The organism is Neptunicella plasticusilytica (assembly GCF_047922965.1).
Lineage (GTDB): Bacteria > Pseudomonadota > Gammaproteobacteria > Enterobacterales > Alteromonadaceae > Neptunicella > Neptunicella plasticusilytica.
This window is the reverse complement of the sequence record NZ_CP150481.1, coordinates 1318878-1341286: the sequence shown is the minus strand read 5'-3', so window position 1 is coordinate 1341286 and position 22409 is coordinate 1318878. Positions and strand designations below refer to the sequence as shown.

Below are 22409 nucleotides of genomic sequence, written 5' to 3'. Positions count from 1 at the left end.
ATATATATTTCTTTTAAGGTTATTATTAAGAAACAATATCTGCAGCATAATGTCAACTCAACTTACCCGGAGAGAAAGCATACACATGAAATTACTAGCACACTTTATTATCAAAACCCGTCATATCTGCCTATTCGGAATACTGTTTCTGGGTAGTGGACAATTCGCCTATGCAGATATTGTTGATCCGTCACGCACGGAATTTGTTGATTTACAGTTACCTGACAGCTGGTATCTCGGCGAGGTGGCCGGACTTGAATTTACGCCCTCAGGTCAACTTGTGGTGTTTAACCGCGGCTTACACCCCTTATTGGTATTCGATAAACAAGGTCAATTTGAAAAAGAACTCGGCCAAGGCTTGTTTAAGGTGCCACATGGTTTGTTTGTCGATCCTCAGGGCTATATCTGGACAACAGATCAGGAAACCCATCAAGTTCTGAAATTCGACTCATCCGGAAAAATCCACCTTATTCTGGGCCGCAAAGACAGTCCGGGGCTCGGTTGGTTCGACAACGGCTACCAGCTAAACCTGTTAAATGCGCCTAGCGATGTGGCGCTGGATAGTGAGGGAAATATCTACGTCGCCGATGGTGGAAATTATCGGATAGTAAAATATGACAACAAGGGTAATTTTCTGACCACTTGGGGAAATAAAGGTGATGCACCAGGCCTGTTTAATTTTCCACATTCTATTTTAATTGACGATAAAGACGTGATTTATGTGACAGATCGTCAGAATGGCAGGATCCAGATCTTTGATACTCAGGGAGCCTTCATAGATGAATGGACCAATATCGGTTATCCGTACGAACTGGAGCAATATGACCAGAATACACTGATACTAACCGACGCACGCAGCGGTGAAATCAATAAAATAGGAATGGATGGTAAGGTGATTGAACGATTCGGAAAATGGGGTAAAAAAGAATCCGAATTTGGCTTTCCGCACGGACTGGCAATTGACAAGGACAAAATTATCTACGTTGGCGAACTGTTAAACTGGCGAATTCAAAAATACCGATAGTCTATAGCTTCGCTTACCAGCGTGATTGGTGTTCAGCACCCAACAAGCGTTATCAATGAGTTCAGGGTATTCAGACCAAAATCAACAGTGCTCTGAATACCGACTCGATGGTGCCCCTTGCTTTACCATGCTCTAGACCGGAGACACAGCCCAGGCCAAAGGCAACTCCCAAACCGCCAGGTGTCCCCATCGCCGATAGCGTAGTCGCTTTTGCCTGACGGTAACAAAGCTGGGTATTGACGACAGCAGCATTGTAACGTTGAACGGCCAACTCTGTTTGCTGAATCTCTTTGGTCATAAAATAGTGTGCAAGTTGCATGATTATTGCTCCTCAGGTTTTGTTTCCGATGGTTGTGCGCTGTCAGCCATTAGCGTCGAGATTGAAGTGTCCAGGGATATTGTCCTATAGGCGCTTTTGAATAAATTCATCAAACCTTTCAGCAATACAGCATTCAACAGCAGAATGACCAGGGAAATTAATGCCCAGTGCAGTTGCCACTGGTACAGGGCAACAACAACTGTGCCATTAACCGCCAGCCACAATCCAGTCGTCACTGCGACCATTAGTAACGCCGTTATCGCGCAAACAGCAACAGCCTTGAGTGAAAGCCTGATATCCGAGGCAAGCAGCGCCTTTCCTTGGTGCCAACGTAATTGCCAGGCGCTAAACCACCGCTCCAGCGAAGGCAGAACATCCTTAACGGATGCCTCCTCCGCCTTTTCTGCAACTGAATCAACAGTATTGGACTCGGGTCCATTCATTCTTTTATTTCCGGCGCAATAGGCTGGTTAACAACATACCTGCGGCAAAAGCGATTCCAGCTGCCGCTAACGGGTTTTCGGTAGCATAGCGGCGAATGGATGATTGCTGCCATTGAGCCTGAACGGCTTGTTGTTTATCGGCCATTACGTCAGCTGAAGACGAGGCCGTGTGGCGCAATTTCTCCTCAGTTTTGCCGACTCGCTCTGCCAGTGCATCAACAGAATGATGCAAACTGTCTTTCATCTTGTCGGCAATTGGCGACTGTGAATCGCCCATCTGGGCAGATTTTGCACTATTTTCCTGACCTGTTGTGGTAGTACTTCTTTTTGCTTGAGTAGCCATGTCATTCTCCATTGTGGTTAATCAACCGTTACAGCCCGGCTTAGATACTTGTCTGCCGGGATGGGGCTGCTTTCAACATCATAGTTTCACAATAAATAGAGCAACCTTTGTGCCAACAGATTGAATTGAGTGACACAGCTGCCGCAACGGCGCTAAAGCAACATCGCGTTTTCATCAAACTGCGTCATCATCATTAATGGTGTAGGAATTTCATGTTGAGTCAGCAATTTTTTCAATTAGTTGACCAAAAAAAAACCGCGACTGGATCGCGGTTTTTTGTATTCAAATACCAACTCAATCGTCTGTTGCCGCCTCCTGCACTGCTTCACCGGCACTTTCTATATCTTTTCCTGCTCCTTCTACGGTGGCACAAGCACTAACACCAAAGATTAAAACCAGTAATAACAATGTACTGTGCACGAACGATTTTTTATTTATTGCTTTCATATGCTGCTCCTTGTTGCAGTTAGTTATGTAACGTTATGATTCTAGCCTGCTTTATCAGATTCGGCAGTTTTTTCAGGACTATCTGAAAAGCTAATTAAATTTTCGATTTCCATTTTATAGGCTTCAATAAACGCATTGTGTAGCAGGCCTGCAATCGCCTCAATGACAGGAATATCCGGATCCTTTATTTGTCCTTTTATCGGCACTCGAGTCGCTACCAGATTGTGCTTTTGGTTTTCCAGTAATCCGGCCAGAAAACCGCTGGCCATTTCGATAAGCAGTCTAAGAGGGTTATCCTGATCTTCACCGACATCTTTGTCCCAGGAGAAAATATCCAGATCGTAGATACCTGCTTTGATATAACCATCTACTTGTCCTTCCTCGGCAACCAGCTCTGCCGCCAAATCGACTTGACCGGCTTCAATATCAAAAGGTGCATAAAAATCAACAAGCTGATCAAGGTACTGTGCCCCCAAGCGGGACATTTCAAGATTAGCGTCAAAGGTAGGTAGTTTCTTGTTAGGATCGAAGGATGCAGTTAGCTTCAACTCGGCCTTATCCAATACCTGGCCGGTCAAATCTGCGGTAGCAATGGCGGAGCCTTTTTTCTGGTTGACAATATCTTTAACCACACCATTGAGATGCGTAATAAAAAACGCCGCCTGTTTCTTCTCTGCGACTTCCAGATAACGGAAAATTCCGTTTCTGACCTTTAAGGTATCGATGGAAAATAGCACCAGATCATCCGCCAGTCCCAACCAGGTTGTTTGATCCAGGATCGCATCTGATTTAATTGCAGACTGTTCAGGATGTTTCAATAACACCACATCGGGGCGTTCGAACTCCATTTTAGTTACCCAGCGATCTTTAAAAATCGACGACCACAGCAATGACATGCTAATGCTATTGGCACTAAGTAATGAGTAAGTCGCACCTTGCTTATCAAGCTGGTCTATTTTGACATCGTTCAACTGGTAGGCACCACGCCATAAATACAGATCAACATCCCCCACGGTGCCACTGATGCCTTCGGTGTCACGAATAGTCTGATTAACATACCACCTCACCATATCGGGTGCGGCAAGCCGGAGCAGCACCAGCAGTAAAACCGGTATACCAATATAAAGTACTTTCTTTTTCAGGGTATTTTGCATACTGACGGCGAAGCAATCTGCGTACCAGCCTTAGCTTGCGGGTCTGACAAAAATGGCAGGGCGGCGATCCATAGCGGCGCAATCCCGCTATATCTGGTGGTCAGCGATGAGTTTACCGGCAGTAATTTGGCCCTCTTTGCCCGATACAAATATTGAGGCAAATCGTCTGACAACCAGAAAAGCAGGCAAATACAACCGGTATTTACCGACCGCGTGTAATTAATGCACTGGCTTTACGTATGCGTCTATATGTTATTTCAGGTATGGGGCCAAAATCTTGTTCCAGATAGCGTAACCTTTATCGTTCAGATGCAGTCCGTCTTGTCTGAATACAGATTTGTCCGGTTCACCGTCTGCATTAAGTAACGGTGTAGCAACATCCACATAGGTCAGTTTTTCGGTCATATTGGCCAAGGTTTGAATGGTCTGGTTGACCTGCTGCATCAGTGGCCACTGATGCCAGCGGGATAAACTGGGTTTAATTGGTAGAAAAATCACTTCTGCCTGCGGAAAATCCGTGCTAATCCGGCTGAACAGCTGTTTAAGCTGTGCCACAGTGTCCGTCACCGACACGCCACTGGCAATATCATTGTCTCCTACGTAAATCACCACTCGAGCCGGTGTGTATTTGCCTATCACCACCGGGTAGACTTCCAGTACTTCAGCCGTTACAGAGCCGCCAAAACCACGATTTATAACCGGAATATCGGGAAACGCGGTGGCAGTGTGCCAATAACGAATACTGGAACTGCCGACAAACAAGGTCGCCTTTTGCGGAAAGCTGTTTTTACTGTCCCACTGGGCAAAAGCGCTGATCTCGGATTTAAACTTGAAGTCGGCCAAACCATCTAATACTGCCGTTTGGCCCACAGCCAGGCTACTCAGGCATAGTAGGCCTAAACCAATCCATCGAATACCCTTCATTTACTCTCCTTTTTGAGATACATATCATTTATTTTCATGTTAATTGAGTGTGTCATCTTGCCAGTACTTGGTGCCTTTAACGGTTGCCTGCAATGCCAAACCACTTTCGGTTAATTGATAAATGGTGATGTTATCTACAGTGACTTCGCCCGCCACCGCTGCGCCTTTATCGCCGGCCTTGGCTGCCGCATCGGCCTGGGCACCAAAAGCCCAACCCTGTTCAACAAAACGCTGCATGGTTTCGGCATTGTGGAATACGAATACCACCCTGAAGTCTTTAATTCCGGCCCCAAGCCCAACACCGACTTCAGCCATTCTCATGTAAGTGTTGTTGCCATTGCGATTATCGGTCACTACCCCGTAACCACCACCAAAGCTGGCCAGAATAATATTCACGTTGGCATTGTTGAACACCGCATATCCAGGAGCGGCATTGATCTGTGCCCGGGTACTGGGATTAAGTTGATATAATTCCGCCAATACTTCGCCTTTCATTTGTAATATTGCCTGCCGTTGCTGTCCAATAGTGGGGCGTGGAGACACACATCCCGTTAACAGTAAGACTAGTCCAAATATTGTGCCTAACCATTTGATCTTATTCATTAATAGCTCCCGTTATAGGTGTTGCGAGTGAATCATTAAGCGCAGTTTGACTATTTTTTTACCCACTCACCGTTTTGCCACAGATATTGGCCACTGACGGTTTTCTGATACGCTTTCTTGGCGGCCAATATTTCCACTTCTGACAGTTTAATGTTGTTCTTCTTGGCCAGATCTATATATACATCGCGTCGTTTGGCATTAATCTCGGCGACCAGTTCCAGCACTTCTGGCTTGTTCACTACGGCACCTAAATAGCCGGTGTCCTTTTCACCTACCAGTCCTTGTTCTTTGGCCTTGTCAAGATCAAGGGCAAAACTAAAGGCGCTAAACAACAACGTTATACAAGCTATCAATATGTTGACTTTTTTCATCCTCGTTCTCCTTAGAAAAGATCGCTGTCTGCACTGAAAACACTATCCAGCTCTTTATCCACTTTCACTCTGATTTCATGATCAATTTTAACGTTCAGATTAATCGTTATCGGTTCCTTGGTTTCGACTTCCACCCGATGCGTGCAGGCGCTAAGCAAAGCCAACAAAAAAACACTGATGATACTTCTCACATGACTCTCCTGTTTGATAAGTTAACTGCTTCTACTTATTAATCTTTTCCTCGATTTTGTCGGTTAGCGTTTCAGTTAATCTGAGCGCCTCTAACAACACCAGAATATTTTCTTCATGCCCGTAGTTAAAATTAACTTGTTCTTTTTGCAGCGGGTTATAGCCTTGCATGGCAATATCCATTTTTAACAGCCCGTCCGGGGCCAAATTAACCGAGCTATTCAAACTGTTAATCTGCAAGTTTTCCAATAATGCCAACTGCTTTTCCAGTTTGGGTTGCTGGGCCTTGAGCGCATTAAATGCCTGATTGTCATTGATCAACAATTTACCGGCTCCCTGGTTACTTATCTCGCCTTTTGCAATGGAGATATCGCCATTGCTAATCCGGATAGGCAGATTGCCCTTAATCAGCCCACTAACCTCAATGCCCGACTGTTTCTGCAGATCCAGTATTTTAGCAGTATCAATATCACTTAACTTAAGCATGGCGGTTTGATCTCGTCCATCCAACCATAGTTGGTCGATATCAAACTGGCCAGCAAAAATCTGTCCGCTAATATCGCTGGCGCTAAACTGGTTCTGCTGTGCCTGCAACGACGCATCCAGTCCCTGAATAACCACGCCAGCATCAAGCTGTTCAATATGCAGCCTAGCGGGCGCTAACTGAAGACCCGCTGAATCAATCGCGATATTTGACCTATAACTGGCCTGACGGATCAGATTATCCTCATACGCCAATGTCAGATTGTTTATTTCCAGCGGCCCACCACCCTGCAACGTCGCCATATTGGCTTTTATATCTGCATCAAGCTGGCCGGATTGAATACTGATAGCCGGTAACCATTGTTTGGCAATATCGGCAACAGCCGTTAAGGGTTGTTCCGCTATACGTAATCGTAGCTGCTGGTTGGTACTATCCAACTCCGCCTGCAAACCTTTGCCAAGCCCAATCTGATTGTGGCTAGTCACATTTTGGTTATCCAGATCCAGTTGCACTTGGTGCTGCATTTGCACGGCCCCAATAGCATGATGATGGAAACTAATATCAGCAATCAGACTTTTACCTGTAGCCACAAAGCGGCTTAATCCGTTGACGTCAATATCAAACTGACCGGCCACCGCGTTAACTTGCAACGGCGGCTGCGAAATCGACGCAATTTTGCTGTTGGTCACCAGACGGAATTGCTCATAGCGTCCCTCATCAATACGGATCTGAGTCTGAATATCGGCCAATGTCGTATCCTGTTGCCCCAGACTGGCCAGTTGCAGCTCACCATCCAGATTAATCCGGCCATCAGGTTGCAGGCTAAAACTAAACTTGGCATCCAGTTGATTCACTGACCATGATGACAAAGTCAACTGCGCCAGTTGCAGGTTATTATCCTCGCCACTTACCGCCAACCCTTCCTGATTCAATTGCCATTGTCCGCTAGACTGCAATTGGGCCAAGTCTTGCATCGTGCCTTTTATCTGGTAGTGGCCAGCCAACAAGTTGCTATTAAAGCGCCATTCCAAATTAGTGAATTGTAGCTCCAGATTGGCAGCCTTATCAGTTTGGGACTGGAGCGCGCTAACCGATACTTTAGCAGTCCGCACAGACTGGTCGGTTATTGTCAGCAACGCTGGCAAACTCAGTGTTGCCGCAGAAAATCGCAGTGGTTCGGGAATATCTTGGATCAACGCACATTGTTGCTGATGCCCTTTTACAGCAAACTGGCTTAAATCGATTTCGGCGGTGCGGCTTACCCAATCTGCATTTATCCCAACCAGACCATTAGCTTGTAACGCTATCGCGCATTGTTGCCACACAATGCTTTGTTGCAGGTCAAGTTGACTCTGGCTGCGCAAATACTGTCCGTCAAAACTGATATCGGTCACAATGGGAGCCTGCAATACCGAAGGTTCCAGAAACTGTGCGGGGAAATGGGCACTTAACCGGACCAGATCCTGCAATGTCCAGTCGATTCTCGCTGTTATTATCCCGTTTTCCAGCCGCAGTTGTGCCTGCCAATCTGAACTTACTAAAAGTTGATTAGCTGCCGTTTGTTCAATTGTGAGCTGTAACGGCTCGCGCAATTGTTCGGCTTCAACACGCAAATTGTGCACATTTAATGCTGGTAAGTGGGGTGGCAGAGTCAATTCAATAGGGTTGGATGACGATTTAGCGGGGGAAACGCCATTCTCTGCGGGAACAAGAGTCACAATGGCCTGCCCAATGTCCAGTGTATTTTTGCTCCGGCTCCAGACAACATCATAGATTTCTAATCTGGCATCACTATGCTGCAAACATAAATGCTGGATATGTAGATTGAGTCGACTATCCGTATCCCATTCCAGACAGCCCACTGCCAGTTTATAAGGTGCCAAATATGAATTAGCGGCCCAATGCACCAGGGTTGCCCGTGACAGCCATAATACGACCAACATCAACAGCAATATCATCACTGTAAGCCATCGTTTATTCATATCATCCCTCACAATGCCAACATAAATACAGTGTGGCACAGACCTAGTTCAAATTTGAACATTACAACGCTATTTATCTTGCTCATTCAATCGTTTAAGCTGCTGCCAACATCACGCCACCAAGAGAAACTTATGCCCGGAGCCAGTTTACTTACTTTACTCGACGATATTGCCGCAGTGCTAGATGATGTGGCGTTGATGAGCAAAGTTGCCGCCAAGAAAACAGCCGGCGTACTAGGTGACGATTTAGCCCTGAATGCCAATCAGGTCAGTGGTGTCAGGGCTGATCGTGAATTGCCGGTGGTTTGGGCGGTCACCAAAGGCTCGTTGCTAAACAAACTGATTCTGGTGCCGGTGGCGTTATCGCTCAGTTATTTTTTACCCTGGATTATTACCCCGTTGCTGGTGCTTGGCGGTTTATATTTATGCTTTGAAGGTGTGGAAAAAATTGTCCACAGCCTGCAAGCTCAAGCCAAACCGGAACGGGTCCAGGAAGTAGCTGCGTTATCCGATCCTGATTTTGATTTAGTCAGTTTCGAGAAACACAAAATCAAGGGTGCCATCCGCACCGATTTTATCTTGTCTGCCGAAATTATTGTTATCGCACTCGGAACTGTTACCGATGCCGGTTTTGTCAGTCAGGCACTGGTGGTTAGCCTGATTGCATTTACTATGACTTTAGGCGTGTACGGACTGGTTGCTGCTATTGTAAAACTGGATGATGCCGGCTTGTATTTGGTTAAACAAAACCAGCCCCCGACAGGCAATAAGCTTGCCGCCGGTTTAGGCCATATCATGATTGATTTTGCCCCCAAGCTGATGAAGTTTCTGTCAATAGCAGGTACTTTGGCCATGTTTCTGGTCGGAGGCGGGATTATTGTTCACGCTCTGCCGGTTATTCATCATCAGTTACTACACGCCTTTGTCCCTCTGAATCCGCTGCTCGACCTGGGATTAAACCTGCTCGTCGGTCTGCTAAGCGGTGCGCTGGTAGTGTTAGCGGTTAAAGTTTGGCAAAAGTTGTTTTAGTGACCGATGGGCCGAATCCAGGTTATGTAAATTCTTTTATCAGTGCAGCAAAGACAATTTAGTTAAATACTGGTTGCTTTGCTGTTCGTCAATGGCGTAGCGTCTGGCCAGATTGAGGTTGCGCCGCGTTTCATCCACATTACCCAATTCGAAATAGGCTTTGGCTAACCCGAAATAAAAATGGTGGTCAAACTGGTTAAGGGTTTTGGCCCGGCGAAAATGCTGAATCGCTTTTTGCCAGTTACCATTTTGATATTCCTGTTGACCTAGAAAATAATGATAGTAAGGGTTGGATTGGCGTTGTTTGTTGATCCTCCAACGAATTTCATCCGCCTGTTCCTTTCTGTCAGTATGCTCCAGCAAGACCACCAGATTATCCAGTATATTACGGTTATTATCATCCAATGCTAATCCGGCATTATAGACCTGCTCTGCCCATTGATAATGACCGCTCATACGATACAACACGCCAAGGTTGCTCCAACCGGAAATATAGTCTGGGTCAGTTAACATTGCTTGCCTAAAATAGGCATACGCGCGGTTAAAATCTTTGGCTACCAGCGCTTCGGCACCGATATTGTTATAAAACATCGCCAATGCCGTTTTTTTGCCAATTGGATTTTTACGAAAACGACTGCTGGCAAAGCTGTCACTAAAATCCACCTCCAGCGTATCAATCTTATAAGCCTGACCGTCATTGACCGGAGTTTTGGCAAACAACACCAAATTGACATGCCCGTTAAGAAAGCTGACATCCTCACGTAAATTCCAGAATTCCGGAATAACCACATCCTGAAACGTTACGCTAAGTCCGACATATTTTGCCATCGAATAAGCCAATATCGACATGGACAAGCAGTTGGCGGTTTTGCTGTTGAAAGTTTGGCTGGCAACGCCATTGGCGTTGGTTTGATATAGCAGGTTGATTTTTTCAGGATTGAACAACTGTTCGGATAGTTGATCCATCCGCTCAAGTGGCGTAGTTAAAGTCAGAATATTATCCTCAAGATAATCAGTAACCGACCGATCCAGACTGAATACCTGTTGTTCAGTTTCAACCTTTATCTGTTCAAAACCGTCAAAGGCATCATCATGCAGAAAGTTCTTTTCCTGTAAGCTGGCTTCAGGAACGGACGCACAGGCAGTAACCAGCAGCAGCCCCAGTCCAATCAATAAAATGCGACACATATCTGTTACCTCACAGCACAGGTCTATCTAACTAGACCATAAAATAGTGCTTTTAATTCCAGCTTAGGCAACCTGCTAGATTTAGCCAGTTTCAACTATTTTATTTTTGTCATTAAAACGACACATTTATGTCATTTAATAGCTCAGCTAAATAGGGATGAGTGTTAATGAATGGATGGAATCTGCGGCCTACTTTGAACCAAGATGTAAATAAGCATGCTCACAGAATTACAAAAAATACTGGCACTTGAGTCCGTCTCTTCACTTTATCAGCCGATTATTGACAAATATTCCGGCGAAATATTTGCTTATGAAGCCTTAAGTCGCGGTCCGTCTGACAGTGTTTTACACTCCCCCACCCAATTATTCGAGCATGCTCGCCAACATAATTTATTAAGCGCGATGGAAAATGTCTGTCGTAAACGCGCAGTACAGGGGTTTGTTAAACAGCAATTGCCCGGTAAATTGTTTATCAATATTTCTCCCGAAGCGCTGGAACAATCCAATCACCAGAAAGGCCGCACTGTTGAGCTGTTAACCGAATATGGCTTGACCACCAGCCAGGTGGTGATTGAATTAACCGAACAACATGCTGGCACCGACGAAACCGTGTTACTCAACGCATTACGTCATTATCAGGAAATGGGCTTTGCCATCGCGCTGGATGATCTGGGTGCCGGTTATTCATCTTTGCGTTTGTGGTCACAGGCCAAACCGGAATTTGTAAAAATTGACCGGCACTTTATTGAAAACATCGATACCGACAATACCAAGCAGGAATTTGTCCGTTCATTTGTTGAAATCGCCCAGTCAATGCACTGCAAAGTGATTGCCGAAGGCGTCGAAACCCAGGAAGAATTTGAATATCTGTGCCGGTTAAAGATCGATTATTTTCAAGGCTACTATTTTTGTCGCCCCCAAGCCAAGCCGCCTACCAAGATCCAGCTGGACAGTGCCGCCCAGCCCTTGTCCAAACGCAGTAAAAACTATGTCAGTGCCAATAGTCTGGTGGTCCATTCTATCAGTGTACCGGAAAGTTTTAATACCAATGCAGTGGTGCAACTGTTTCAGGACAGACCCAATATCAATTCCATTGCGGTACTTAAAGATAAAAAAGCCATTGGTATTGTCCATCGCAGTGAGTTGCTCGGTTTGTTTAGCAAGCCTTTTGGCCGGGATTTATACGGTAAGGCACCGGTGGCCAACATTATGGAGCGTAAACCACTGACGGTGGATTCCACTCTGAGTATTGATCAGGTCAGCCGTCTGGTAACCTCCCGCGCCCGCTATCATCAGGAAGATGATTTTATTATCTGCAAAAATGGCGATTTTATTGGTATCGGGCTGGTCATCGATTTGCTCAAGCAAATCACCGAAGCGCAAATTAAACAGGCGCGGCATTCCAATCCACTCACCCAGTTGCCCGGTCTGGTGCCCATTAATGACTGCATTGAGCAACTGATCCGGGATGAGCGCAAATTCGTTGTCACCCACTTCGATATTGACCATTTCAAGCCGTTCAACGATGTTTATGGCTTTGCCAAAGGGGATGAAGTGTTGCTGGCGTTAGGCCAGTGTCTGCAAAAATTCGCGTCCAGCAGCCTTGATACAGTGGGTCATATTGGTGGTGATGACTTTATCGTGTTATGGAACAGCGAAGACTGGAAGAATCGTATCAATAATATCGTGCAGTGCTTTAGTCACTCGGTGGCGGATTTTTACCAGCCGGAACACGTTAACATGGGCGGGTTTGTTAGTCCGGACCGCTATGGCGAATCACGCTTTATTCCATTGACCACCTTGTCGGTTGCGGCAGTTGAAATTGAACGTGGTTCGCACCAAAGCGCGTTTGAAGTTTCCAGTTGTCTGTCTCCGCTAAAACACGCAGCCAAGCAGCAACCAGGTCATTCAATGGCGGTCAACCACCTGTCTGCGGTCACGACTATAGGTCAGCATAAACTGAAATTATCGCAAGCCGACGAGCCTGATCCCCTGCCTATAGGAGAGGATATCCCGATCTCCCAATAAAGCCCGCGGCTTTGTCATCTAAATTACATCTAACTGTCATTTCTTGCCCCTAACCTGCCACAACGCATTTTGCGTGCATCGCTGCCAACCTGTTGGCGAACAAGCATATTAATTAAAAAAGGGAACAGGAATGAAAAATAAACTTGCACTATCAATCAGCTTGGCACTGCTAATGGGGCTCAGTGGCTGTAGCGGAGATGACGGAACAGATGGGAGTAACGGCACAGACGGTCAGGATGGGCAATCCGGTCTAAACAGTCTGATTAGCCAAAGCACTTTAGCTATGGGTGACAGCCAATGTGTGTTTGGCGGAACAGCGTTTAATTCCGGGCTGGACAGCAACAGCGATGGCGTATTGGCCGAGAATGAAATTAGCCAAACATCCTATGTCTGCCAACCCAATCCGGTCAGCCAATCAGGTTCATCTTTACCATACTCGGTACTACGTAATGACCTTACCGATGGAGCACGGCCCGACTATCAGTTTGAAATCAGAAATGGCGGTTACGGTTCCGATGCCGCTGCCGATCCCGCTAACAAAAACCGCTTTTATGCTCTGACAGATCGTGGGCCGAATGCTGTATACACCGGCACTATGGGTGCGGGCAAAAAATTCCCGGTTGAAGATTACACACCGCGTATCGGCTTGTTTGAATTGCAGGCCAATGGTGACGTGAAGAAGATCAAGGAAATACTGCTGAAACGTCCGGATGGTTCGTTAATCAGCGGTTTACCCAACAGTTCATCCTTGGGTGGTACTGGTGAAACACCTTATGATGCAGAAGGTAACCCTATTCTGGTGGACAACAGCTTGCCGTATGACGAGCAAACCAACCCGCTGAAACTGGATGACTACGGACTGGACGGCGAAGGTCTGGTTGCCTTGTCTGATGGCACCTTCTGGATCAGTGATGAATATGGTCCGCATATCGTCCATTTTGACGCCGAAGGTAAAGAAATCGAACGTATCAATGCATTCGCCGATGATGAGCGCACTGTCTATAACCTGCCGGCAGAATTCGCCAATCGTCGTGCTAACCGTGGTATGGAAGGTCTGACGGTGACTCCGGACGAAAATACTCTGGTGGGCATTATGCAATCAACCATGCACAACCCGAACAGTTCAGTTAAAAATCTGGATATTACCCGGATTGTGACTATTGACTTGACCACTGGCGAAGTCGGTCAATATCTGTATAAACAGGAAAAAGCACAAAATTCCAATTCGGGTATTGTGGCACTCAGTGCTCATCAGTTTGCTCTGATAGAACGGGACGGCGCGTTTTATAACGACACACCATCAGCGATGAAGTATATCTATAAAATCGATTTATCCGCCGCTACCAACCTGGAAGCCATTAGCGATTCCGGCGATATCCTGCAAGACCCTGCACTGGGATTAACCATCAGCGGATTGACTCTGGAACAAGTTGTGCTGGAACAGGGTTGGACCGCTCTGGAAAGTGCTGGCATTGTTCCGGCCAGTAAAACACTGGTCGCTGATCTTGTTCAACAGGTCAGCTACCCGCACGACAAAATGGAAGGTCTGTGGCTTATTGATAGTAGCCATATAGGTGTGCTGAATGACGATGATTTTGCCACCTGGTCTACTGATGGGGAGCTGGAACAAAAATATCTGGACGCAGGCTTGAACAGGGTTGATCAGAATACGTTATATATTCTGGACAACCTGGATCTGACCACTTCTGAATAAAATAGGGATAAATACCCTAGGTCAAGACCATAAATAAAAGCCCACTTTTGCAGTGGGCTTTTTATATTAAAAAATCGCTTTAAATCTTTACGCCTCTTTGGGTTCCTTATCCTCTTTTTCTTCCTTGGCAATATGCACATCCATTTGCGGGAATGGGATGGTAATACCTTCGGCGTCGAAACGAAGTTTAACCGTTTCATGAATATGCCAATACAACGGCCAGTAGTCAGCGGAATTAACCCAGGGTCGCACGATAAAATTAACACTGCTGTCGCCTAACTCCGATACTGCAATGACAGGTGCAGGTTCAGCCAGTATCCTCTCGTCCGAAGCAATAATTTCTTCGAGTAATTTCTTCGCCTTGAGCAAGTCATCGCCATAGCCAATACCAAACAGCATATCCACCCGACGGGTTGGTTTAGCTGAATAATTGGTAATATTATCCCCATAAATTTTGCCATTAGGGATAATAATTTGCTTGTTGTCACCACTGCGTATTTGGGTATTAAAAATGCTGATCCCCTCTACAATACCGGTTGCGCCACCTGCTTCGATAAAATCGCCGGTCTTGAAGGGTCGGAATACCAGCAACATCACTCCGGCGGCAAAGTTTTGCAACGAACCTTGCAGTGACAAACCAATGGCTAAACCTGCAGCACCTAATAACGCAACCAACGAAGTCGTATCGACGCCCAGTTCGTTTAATGACGCAACAATCACAAACAACATCAAAATGGCATGCACAATGGCCTGAATAAAGGCAATCAGCATGTCATCATATTTCGCCTTGCCCAGCATTTTGCCCAATAAGCCGGTAAGGACATTAACCACTATCCGGCCGACGATATAAATAATAATCGCCAATCCGATATTGATGGCCCAGGGAATAACATAGGTATCAGCCATGTCCTGCATTTGTTGTTGATCAAAATCAAACATAAGCACTTCTCCATTTAGCTAAGGCGTGTTGAACAGGTAAACAATTTGCAATAATAGTCACAGTATTTCGCTTTATTCTATCTTTTTAAACACGTTGAGCAATCAAACCTTGGCTCAACTCATTTTTGTCAGCCAACCCAATGGTGCCAGCTTAAAGATATAACGCATCAAAGCCCACGGCCAGAATGGAACGAATGCGCTGGCTTTTTCTGCTTCAATAGCACTAACCATCGAACGACAACCTGTTACTGTATCCACCATAAAAGGCACTTTTTTGACTTTTTCATTAATTTCACTGCGGATAAAGCCGGGATGCAAAGTCGTCACCTTGATGGGGGTACCCAACAAGTCCACTCTCATCCCCTCACTGAGTGAAGACAAAGCCGCTTTACTGGCTGCATAAACGGTAAGTGCCCTGCGGAATCCACGCACCGCACTAAAAGAAGAAATAGTGACCAGATGACCATGATTCTGTTTACGGAAGATTTCCAGTGCGGCCTCGCATTGGGCCAGAGCCGAGACAAAGTTGGTAATCGCCGTCTGTTTATTGGCCTCAAAATAGCCGGTACCAATAGATGCCCCTTTGCCCATACCGGCATTGACAATGACCCGATCCAGCTGCCCCAGTTCAGCCTCAAATTCGGCAAACACGCTAAACACTTGGGGGTGATCATTGACATCCAATGATTTGATAATGACTTTAATGTGCGGATAAGTGGCTTGTAATTCCTGCTGCAATTGCTGCAGGTTTTCAATACGTCTGGCACATAATGCCAAATTACGCCCTTTGGCGGCAAACTGACGGGCCATTTCTCGTCCCAGACCGGAACTGGCTCCGGTAATCAATATATTTTGTCGTGTCATTGCAGTCCTTAAAGACAGATAATATTGCTATTTATAACTAATTAGATGCTGATACTCGCCTTCAAACAAGCTGTGCTCATTTAAGCTGGATAACACCAGCCCATTGCGACTGACAAACAGCTTGGTGACGCCACAGTTATTCAGTGTCCAGTTAAGGCGTAACATGTTTTTCGCTTCAATCCCCAGCAGCTGCTGGCTTACCAGCGCTATCGGTCCGCCGGAAGTAAATACCAGCACCCGCTTTTTACCTTTGGCTGCGACCAGCGTATTGGCTAAAGCCTGTTTGATCCGGCGCACAAATTGCGGCCAGCTTTCACTATAGTCGGCATCATGTTCGCCACTGATCCAGCGATTAATGGCCATTTCAAACTCCTGCTGAAACACTAGTGCCGGATGGTCAAATTCGGCCAAATAGTTTTTCATTTGTTCGGCTGAGGCAAAATGCGGGTTATGTCTGAGTAAAATTTGCTGATGATCGTATTCGCGCCAATTGTCATCTGCTAGCTGATCAAACTTGAGTTGGACAAATTCACTCATACAATATTGCATGGTCTGGACGTGACGACGCATACCGCCATGAATCACTTTATCGACACTGGCCAAACGCTGTTGTAACCCTTCACCCAGCCGTTTAGCCTGTTTTATTCCCAGCGCAGACAATTCATCATATTCGGCGGCATCGAACGACGCTTGTCCATGGCGAATAAGGTAAATACTGGTCATTATCTAAGCCCTTTACCTGAAGTCTTGATCACCTTCCGACATCGCCACATCAGATAATGGACGTACAACCAGAAATGCTTAAAAGCCGGATTGCGGGTTTGTTTGTGGTGATAGCGATAATATATTTGTTGCGCAATCGCTGCCAGACGAAAGAGCCCATAAACTTCATAAAAAGCAAAATCGGCCACATCAACCTGCATTTTTTCGCAGTAGTAAGCAATAATTTGCTGACGGGTTAACATTCCCGGCAGATGAGTAGGCTGACGGCGCGTAGCATGGGCCATAAAATCATCCCCGGCTTCCACCCAATAAGCCAAACTGTTACCCAAATCCATCAACGGATCACCCAGTGTTGCCAGTTCCCAGTCCAGTACACCGATAATGCGGGTCGGCTGCTCGACATCCAGCACCAGATTATCCAGTCGAAAATCGTTGTGGGTCAGGCAAATGCGCTCATTGTCTGGCATATTATGCTGTAACCAGCGGATCACCTTATTGCCTTTGGGCACATTCCAGCTACGCGCTTTTTGATAACGCTCACACCAGCCATCAATCTGCCGACGGGTGTAGCCTTCACCTTTGCCCAAATGCTGTAAATCGGCGGCAACAATATCAACCTGATGCAAATTGATTAAGGCGTCCAGCGCATTGGTACACAGTTGTCTGGCCTTGTCGGGGTCAAGTTTCATTCCCGCGGGGAAATTACGCCTTGGTACAATACCCTCCAGCTTTTCCATCACATAAAACTCGGCACCTATGACATCCTTGTTATCACAATAGGCCAACATAGTCGGTACATAAGGAAAAACCGGTTTCAGTGCTTGTTGTAAGCGAAATTCGCGTCCCATATCGTGCGCACCTTTAGGTTTGGTGCCCGCCGGGCCACGGCGCAAGATTAGTTGCTTTCCGGCAAAGGTTAGACAGTACGTCCAGTTAGACGCGCCACCGGAGTATTGGCTCACCTGTGGCTCCCCCTGCAAACCATCTATATGTTGTTGTAGCCAGGGAACTAGGCTATCCAGCGGTAATTCCTCACCACTGCGTACCTGTCCGGCTTTATCCAGCAAATCTGTCATCGTTTTGTCATTCGGCGTGTTTGTTTAAGCATATAATTCAGATACATCTTTTGCGGTAATAAGCGTTTGAGCATAAAAGCCATATGCCCTACTTTATCAGGTGTAATCAAAAACGTCCGTTTTTCGATTGCGTTAAAAATCCGCTCAGCAACCTGTTCAGCTGTTAAGGACGCACGGTTCAGATACTTGTTTACTGCCACATGCATTTCCGGTTCAGCCGTTTGCAAGGATTCCGCCAAATTGGTTTTAAAAAATGTAGGACAAACTACAGTGACACCGATATTGTCACCGTCCAGCTCCAGCCGCATGGTTTCCGAGAATGCCACTACCGCCGATTTAACCGCATTGTAACTGGCCATACGTGGAATAGGCGTTAATCCTGCCTGCGAGGCAATATTGACAAAATAGCCTCCGCCCTGTTGGCGAAACACAGGCGCAAATATTTTACTGACCCGAACCATCCCCAGCAAATTGACATCCAGTACCCGCTGCCATTGTTCTATGCTTTCGGTTTCCAGTCGTCCGGCACTGGCGATACCGGCGTTGTTGACCACTATGTCCACGCCTTGCCACTGTTGCTGCAAATGCTCGGCGACGGCCTCCAAATCGGCCTGTCGGGTAATATCGCACAGGACAAAACTGCCTGTTCCTCCTGCCTGGTGGATATCATCCAGAGTTTGCTGGGCACGTTCACTGTGCACATCACCAATACACACATAAGCACCCTGCTTCGCCCATTTTAATGCCAATGTACGACCTAGGCCTGAGGCGCCGCCGGTGATAAATATCCGCAAATTCATCTTCGCTCCTTGTCGTTACCCTTATATTTAGCCAGTTCCAGCCGCGACACCATGGCTTTATGCACCTCGTCCGGGCCATCGGCCAGGCGCAACGCGCGCGCCATGGCCATAAAGCGGGATAAGGGCAAATCGTTGCACATACCGGCACCACCGTGGATCTGAATCGCCATATCCACCACTTTTTCCAGCATATTGGGTACCACGACTTTAATTGCCGATATCTCAGTCATGGCATTTTTAACCCCGGCATGATCAATTTTCCAGGCCGCCGACAGCGTTAGTAAACGCGCCTGATCGATAGCAATACGCGCATCGGCGATGCGCTCCAGATTACCACCCAATTGCAATAAAGGTTTGCCAAACGCAATCCTCTGCGAGCCGCGCTGAATAGCCAGTTGCAGCGATTTTTCAGCCGCCCCGATGGCGCGCATACAGTGATGAATGCGGCCCGGACCCAAACGGCCTTGAGCAATAGCAAAGCCTTTGCCCAGCCCCATAATCAGATTGCTTTTTGACAGCCTGACATGATCAAATTCAACTTCACCGTGACCATAAGGCGCATCATATTCACCATAGGCTGTCAGCATGCGTTTAATTTTGACGCCAGCGCTGTCCAGCGGTACCAGCACCATACTGTGTTGGCTATGGCGCTCATTGTCGGGATTTGACAGTCCCATAAAAATACCGACTTTGGCATTGGGATGACCCAATCCGGTTGACCACCATTTGCGACCATTGAGCACTAACTCATCGCCATCTTCACTAATAGTCGCTTGCATATTAGTGGCATCGGATGACGCGACTTGCGGTTCGGTCATAAAAAACACCGAACGAATATCACCGGCCAGTAACGGCGTTAACCACTGCTGTTTTTGCTGTTCGGAGCCAAAGTGATAGAGCACCTCCATATTGCCGGTATCCGGCGCATTGCAGTTGAATATTTCCGGCGCCACCAATGACTGGCCCATTCGCTCAGCCAACGGTGCATATTCAAGACAACTCAGTCCCTGTCCCAATTTGTTGTCCGGTAAAAACAGGTTCCATAGCCCGGCTTGGCGAGCTTGCTGCTTCAACTGTTCAGTATGGGGACAGATTTGCCATTCACGCCAGTCTAGGCGTTCATTATGGCTATGATGTTGGAGAATATTCTGCTCGAGGGGTTCCACCTGGGAGGTAATGAATTGGTCTAATCGGGCAAGATAATCCTGGCTCTTGTTACTGTGTTGGAAGTTCATTTGCTGTGGCTCCAGTTTAAACCGAGTTCAGTCCAGCTTATAACGCTTCAAAACATGAACGAAATGAATTATTTTACCAATATAAAATGAATCAAATTCATTGTGAAACTTATGCCTAAGGCCAAATCTCTACAACAGCTGGATCTTAATTTACTCAAAGTCTTTGAATGCCTGTACCGCGAGCAAAATATGACCCGTTGCGCCACTTTGTTGCATCTGACCCCGTCGGCCGTCAGTCATGCGGTCAAACGTTTACGCGATGCTTTGCAGGATGAACTGTTTGTACGCAGCGGCAGCAAAATGCTCCCCACCTCAGCATGCGCAGGGATGGCACCTGCACTACTGGATAATTTGGCCAGACTCAGACAAATATTGCAGCAGCTGGGACATTTTGACGCCAGCCAAACCACGCGGCATTATCGGATTGGTCTGCATTATGCCCAAGAAGCCTCGATATTGTCTCCGCTGATGACAGGTATCAATCAACTTGCCCCTAACGCGACCCTTTCCAGCGTCCATGTTAATCGCCATTCGTTGCAACAGGAGCTGGGAGCCGGACATCTGGACGCGGTTATCGATGTTGCCTTACCGATCAAATCACCGGTTTTGCATAAAAAGTTGATGACTGACAATTTTGCCATATTGGCCAATCAGCAACATTATCCGGATGAGACAATAACTAAAGCTCAGTATATTGGTGGCCGGCATATTGCAGTATCCAATCGCCCCACCGGCATGGTGATCGAAGATATAGGTTTGTCGCAACTGGGAGTCAATCGCGATATTGCCTTGCGCTGCCAGCACTATGCCACGGCCAGAGATATTGTGTCGCAATCCGATCTGTTATTAACCTTGCCAGCCAGATTGGCCACAGAGCTTATTCAGTCCGGATTGCATCTGCTCGACCTGCCTTATCCGCTAGCACCGATGGATATTCATTTATATTGGCACAGCCACACCGAGCACGATCCGGCGCAAATCTGGTTTCGTCAACAGATTACCCAGGTGATTAGAATTTAATGCTCTTTATGTCGAACTGCCGGTCTTACCGGTTTAGTTGCCGGTCTGGAATAATGGCGTTTGACGCCAGGTTCGGAACGGGTCGGGCGGACATTATCCGGCTGATTGTAACGCTCCACCTTATTAGGTCTTACCACGCTCACTTCTCGATTGACAGTGGATTGAACGGGTTCAGCCTTTTGCTGGTGGGTGACTCTCGGGCGGACTGGCTCAGATACCTCTCTTTGTGCTCGATAAGACTTTAGCTCGGGACGCACCGCTTCAACCTTACGAATAGGCCTGTCGTTATTGTCGCCCTGCTTGAATTGCTGCTGGCGCGGTGATCCATGCTCTTCACGCTGGGCATGTTTGACCACATTGTGCTGGTTCAGACGTTCTGTCGGATTCACTTTAACCGGCTTAGAACGTTGTTGCTTAAGCTGTTGCTGCACACTTTGCGCCCTGACAAGCGGTTTTTGATGTTCGGCGCGAACAGGTTGTGGACCCACCATTTTACGGTTATCCAACTGATGGCGATTGTCACGGTTGATGACCTTATGGCGACTGCCGCCCTGCTCAATAGAGCGCACTACCTTGTTATTCATATAGCGAGCATTACGACGATGCACTTTGTCATGTTGCCAACGTTGATATTCTTTCGTCCGTACACGCTGATGGCGATCCACCGGATAAGGGTGATTCCTGTATTCGTAATTCACCACAACCTGGCGTCTGTGCCAGTGAAAACCGCCAAAATAAAAGCTTGGCTGTATAATAACGCGAGGGCCCCAATAAAAACCGGCATAGCTCACATAATGCACCGGAGTGTGCCAGTATAGTGGCGGATAACCGTCCCACCACCAATTTCCGTATACCACCCGGGTATCATAATAAGGCACATACACCACTTCTTTTTGCACGGTTTCAATCACGATCTCGTCTTGATCCTCAACCACCTCAATATATTGATTGTTTGTCAGTGAACCCTGTTCATAAGCTTTATGCCGCAAGTTTTGCACTGTAGATAAAACCTGCGCTTCATTGGCCAGAAAGGCATCACCCAAGTCTTGTAACCAGCTCAGATCGTCACTGAGTTTGTTAAGTAAATCGGTAAAGGGGGTTAGTGCTTTGACACTGGGATCCCAGCTTTTACTTTCAACTGCGTCCAGTGTTTGCTGCTCATCCAGTTCCTTGTTGTTATTGCGCCAGCGGGCTGCCTGCACCACTTCTAGCGGATAAGTCGATGCAACCAGAATATGTGACAACAAAGTATCCGGATACAATGCAATAGGTGCGAGCATTTGATCCAGCTCGGCCTGATTCAATTCAACCTGTTCCTGCTCACTTTCCACAGCAACCACACTTTCCTGCGCCTGTACCACCGATAAAGGCAAGCCACTTAGCAATGACAACGGAGCCATATAGCCTAGTAATAATGTTTTGAATCTATTCATACCAGCATCCTGTTTAATGGTTTCACTTAACAAGCAAAGATGAGACCCTCTAAGATAAGTGTAGTTATAAGGCGTTA

The 22409-nt window shown here is 46.8% G+C and carries 23 protein-coding genes; 5 read left to right on the top strand and 18 right to left on the bottom strand.

Annotation, left to right across the window (positions count from 1 at the left end; genetic code table 11):
* Positions 1-85: 85 nt before the first annotated feature.
* A complete protein-coding gene (locus V1467_RS05845) occupies positions 86-1024 on the top strand; it encodes a peptidyl-alpha-hydroxyglycine alpha-amidating lyase family protein (protein ID WP_416307859.1) in 939 nt (312 codons plus the stop codon).
* A 70-nt stretch (positions 1025-1094) separates the two neighbouring features.
* On the opposite strand, the gene V1467_RS05840 is transcribed toward V1467_RS05845, so the two are convergent.
* The 10 genes from V1467_RS05840 to V1467_RS05795 form a co-directional block, all read right to left on the bottom strand.
* Positions 1095-1343: a hypothetical protein gene (locus V1467_RS05840; RefSeq protein ID WP_416307858.1), complete on the bottom strand. Its 249-nt coding sequence runs from the start codon at positions 1341-1343 to the stop codon at positions 1095-1097.
* A 2-nt stretch (positions 1344-1345) separates the two neighbouring features.
* Entirely contained in the window at positions 1346-1786 is a 441-nt protein-coding gene (locus tag V1467_RS05835; RefSeq protein WP_416307857.1) for a hypothetical protein, read from the bottom strand.
* A 4-nt stretch (positions 1787-1790) separates the two neighbouring features.
* Positions 1791-2129 (bottom strand): DUF883 domain-containing protein, encoded by a 339-nt coding sequence (locus V1467_RS05830; RefSeq protein WP_416307856.1) that lies wholly within the window; start codon positions 2127-2129, stop codon positions 1791-1793.
* A 294-nt stretch (positions 2130-2423) separates the two neighbouring features.
* Complete coding sequence (locus V1467_RS05825; protein WP_416307855.1) at positions 2424-2576, bottom strand: entericidin A/B family lipoprotein; 153 nt, start codon at positions 2574-2576, stop codon at positions 2424-2426.
* A gap of 41 nt (positions 2577-2617) precedes the next feature.
* Positions 2618-3730 (bottom strand): DUF748 domain-containing protein, encoded by a 1113-nt coding sequence (locus V1467_RS05820; protein WP_416307854.1) that lies wholly within the window; start codon positions 3728-3730, stop codon positions 2618-2620.
* 252 nt (positions 3731-3982) lie between these two features.
* Positions 3983-4654, bottom strand: coding sequence for a GDSL-type esterase/lipase family protein (locus V1467_RS05815; protein ID WP_416307853.1), 672 nt, complete (start codon positions 4652-4654; stop codon positions 3983-3985).
* Positions 4655-4693: 39 nt separating this feature from the next.
* Positions 4694-5257, bottom strand: a complete 564-nt coding sequence (locus V1467_RS05810; protein ID WP_416307852.1) for a YSC84-related protein — start codon at positions 5255-5257, stop codon at positions 4694-4696.
* A 50-nt stretch (positions 5258-5307) separates the two neighbouring features.
* Positions 5308-5628 carry a YdbL family protein gene (locus V1467_RS05805; RefSeq protein WP_416307851.1) on the bottom strand — a complete coding sequence of 107 codons (321 nt, stop codon included), beginning with the start codon at positions 5626-5628 and terminating at the stop codon, positions 5308-5310.
* Positions 5629-5639: 11 nt separating this feature from the next.
* Positions 5640-5819: a YnbE family lipoprotein gene (locus V1467_RS05800; RefSeq protein WP_416307850.1), complete on the bottom strand. Its 180-nt coding sequence runs from the start codon at positions 5817-5819 to the stop codon at positions 5640-5642.
* Positions 5820-5850: 31 nt separating this feature from the next.
* Entirely contained in the window at positions 5851-8283 is a 2433-nt protein-coding gene (locus V1467_RS05795; RefSeq protein WP_416307849.1) for an intermembrane phospholipid transport protein YdbH family protein, read from the bottom strand.
* A gap of 132 nt (positions 8284-8415) precedes the next feature.
* On the opposite strand from V1467_RS05795, the gene V1467_RS05790 reads away from it, so the two are divergent.
* Entirely contained in the window at positions 8416-9312 is an 897-nt protein-coding gene (locus V1467_RS05790; protein ID WP_416307848.1) for a DUF808 domain-containing protein, read from the top strand.
* Positions 9313-9351: 39 nt separating this feature from the next.
* Here V1467_RS05790 and V1467_RS05785 read toward each other — a convergent pair whose 3' ends face one another.
* Positions 9352-10500 carry a tetratricopeptide repeat protein gene (locus V1467_RS05785; RefSeq protein ID WP_416307847.1) on the bottom strand — a complete coding sequence of 383 codons (1149 nt, stop codon included), beginning with the start codon at positions 10498-10500 and terminating at the stop codon, positions 9352-9354.
* 216 nt (positions 10501-10716) lie between these two features.
* On the opposite strand from V1467_RS05785, the gene V1467_RS05780 reads away from it, so the two are divergent.
* A complete protein-coding gene (locus V1467_RS05780; protein WP_416307846.1) occupies positions 10717-12528 on the top strand; it encodes an EAL domain-containing protein in 1812 nt (603 codons plus the stop codon).
* A 130-nt stretch (positions 12529-12658) separates the two neighbouring features.
* A complete protein-coding gene (locus tag V1467_RS05775; protein WP_416307845.1) occupies positions 12659-14242 on the top strand; it encodes an esterase-like activity of phytase family protein in 1584 nt (527 codons plus the stop codon).
* 87 nt (positions 14243-14329) lie between these two features.
* Here V1467_RS05775 and V1467_RS05770 read toward each other — a convergent pair whose 3' ends face one another.
* From V1467_RS05770 to V1467_RS05745, 6 genes are all read right to left on the bottom strand, one after another.
* Positions 14330-15181, bottom strand: a complete 852-nt coding sequence (locus V1467_RS05770; protein ID WP_416307844.1) for a mechanosensitive ion channel family protein — start codon at positions 15179-15181, stop codon at positions 14330-14332.
* A 114-nt stretch (positions 15182-15295) separates the two neighbouring features.
* On the bottom strand, positions 15296-16045 hold the full coding sequence (locus V1467_RS05765; protein WP_416307843.1) for an SDR family oxidoreductase: 750 nt from the start codon (positions 16043-16045) through the stop codon (positions 15296-15298).
* A gap of 27 nt (positions 16046-16072) precedes the next feature.
* Positions 16073-16768 (bottom strand): histidine phosphatase family protein, encoded by a 696-nt coding sequence (locus V1467_RS05760; RefSeq protein WP_416307842.1) that lies wholly within the window; start codon positions 16766-16768, stop codon positions 16073-16075.
* On the bottom strand, positions 16768-17844 hold the full coding sequence (locus tag V1467_RS05755) for a phosphotransferase family protein (protein WP_416307841.1): 1077 nt from the start codon (positions 17842-17844) through the stop codon (positions 16768-16770). Before V1467_RS05755 ends, V1467_RS05760 begins: the two co-directional genes overlap by 1 nt.
* Positions 17841-18644, bottom strand: coding sequence for an SDR family oxidoreductase (locus V1467_RS05750; RefSeq protein WP_416307840.1), 804 nt, complete (start codon positions 18642-18644; stop codon positions 17841-17843). The genes V1467_RS05755 and V1467_RS05750 overlap by 4 nt, the downstream gene beginning before the upstream one ends.
* On the bottom strand, positions 18641-19879 hold the full coding sequence (locus V1467_RS05745; protein WP_416307839.1) for an acyl-CoA dehydrogenase family protein: 1239 nt from the start codon (positions 19877-19879) through the stop codon (positions 18641-18643). Before V1467_RS05745 ends, V1467_RS05750 begins: the two co-directional genes overlap by 4 nt.
* Positions 19880-19990: 111 nt before the next feature.
* Here V1467_RS05745 and V1467_RS05740 point away from each other — a divergent pair, with 111 nt between their 5' ends.
* Positions 19991-20899 carry a LysR family transcriptional regulator gene (locus tag V1467_RS05740; protein ID WP_416307838.1) on the top strand — a complete coding sequence of 303 codons (909 nt, stop codon included), beginning with the start codon at positions 19991-19993 and terminating at the stop codon, positions 20897-20899.
* On the opposite strand, the gene V1467_RS05735 is transcribed toward V1467_RS05740, so the two are convergent.
* On the bottom strand, positions 20896-22332 hold the full coding sequence (locus V1467_RS05735) for a DUF3300 domain-containing protein (RefSeq protein ID WP_416307837.1): 1437 nt from the start codon (positions 22330-22332) through the stop codon (positions 20896-20898). The two genes, V1467_RS05740 and V1467_RS05735, sit on opposite strands and share 4 nt — an antisense overlap.
* Between the last annotated feature and the right edge of the window lie 77 nt (positions 22333-22409).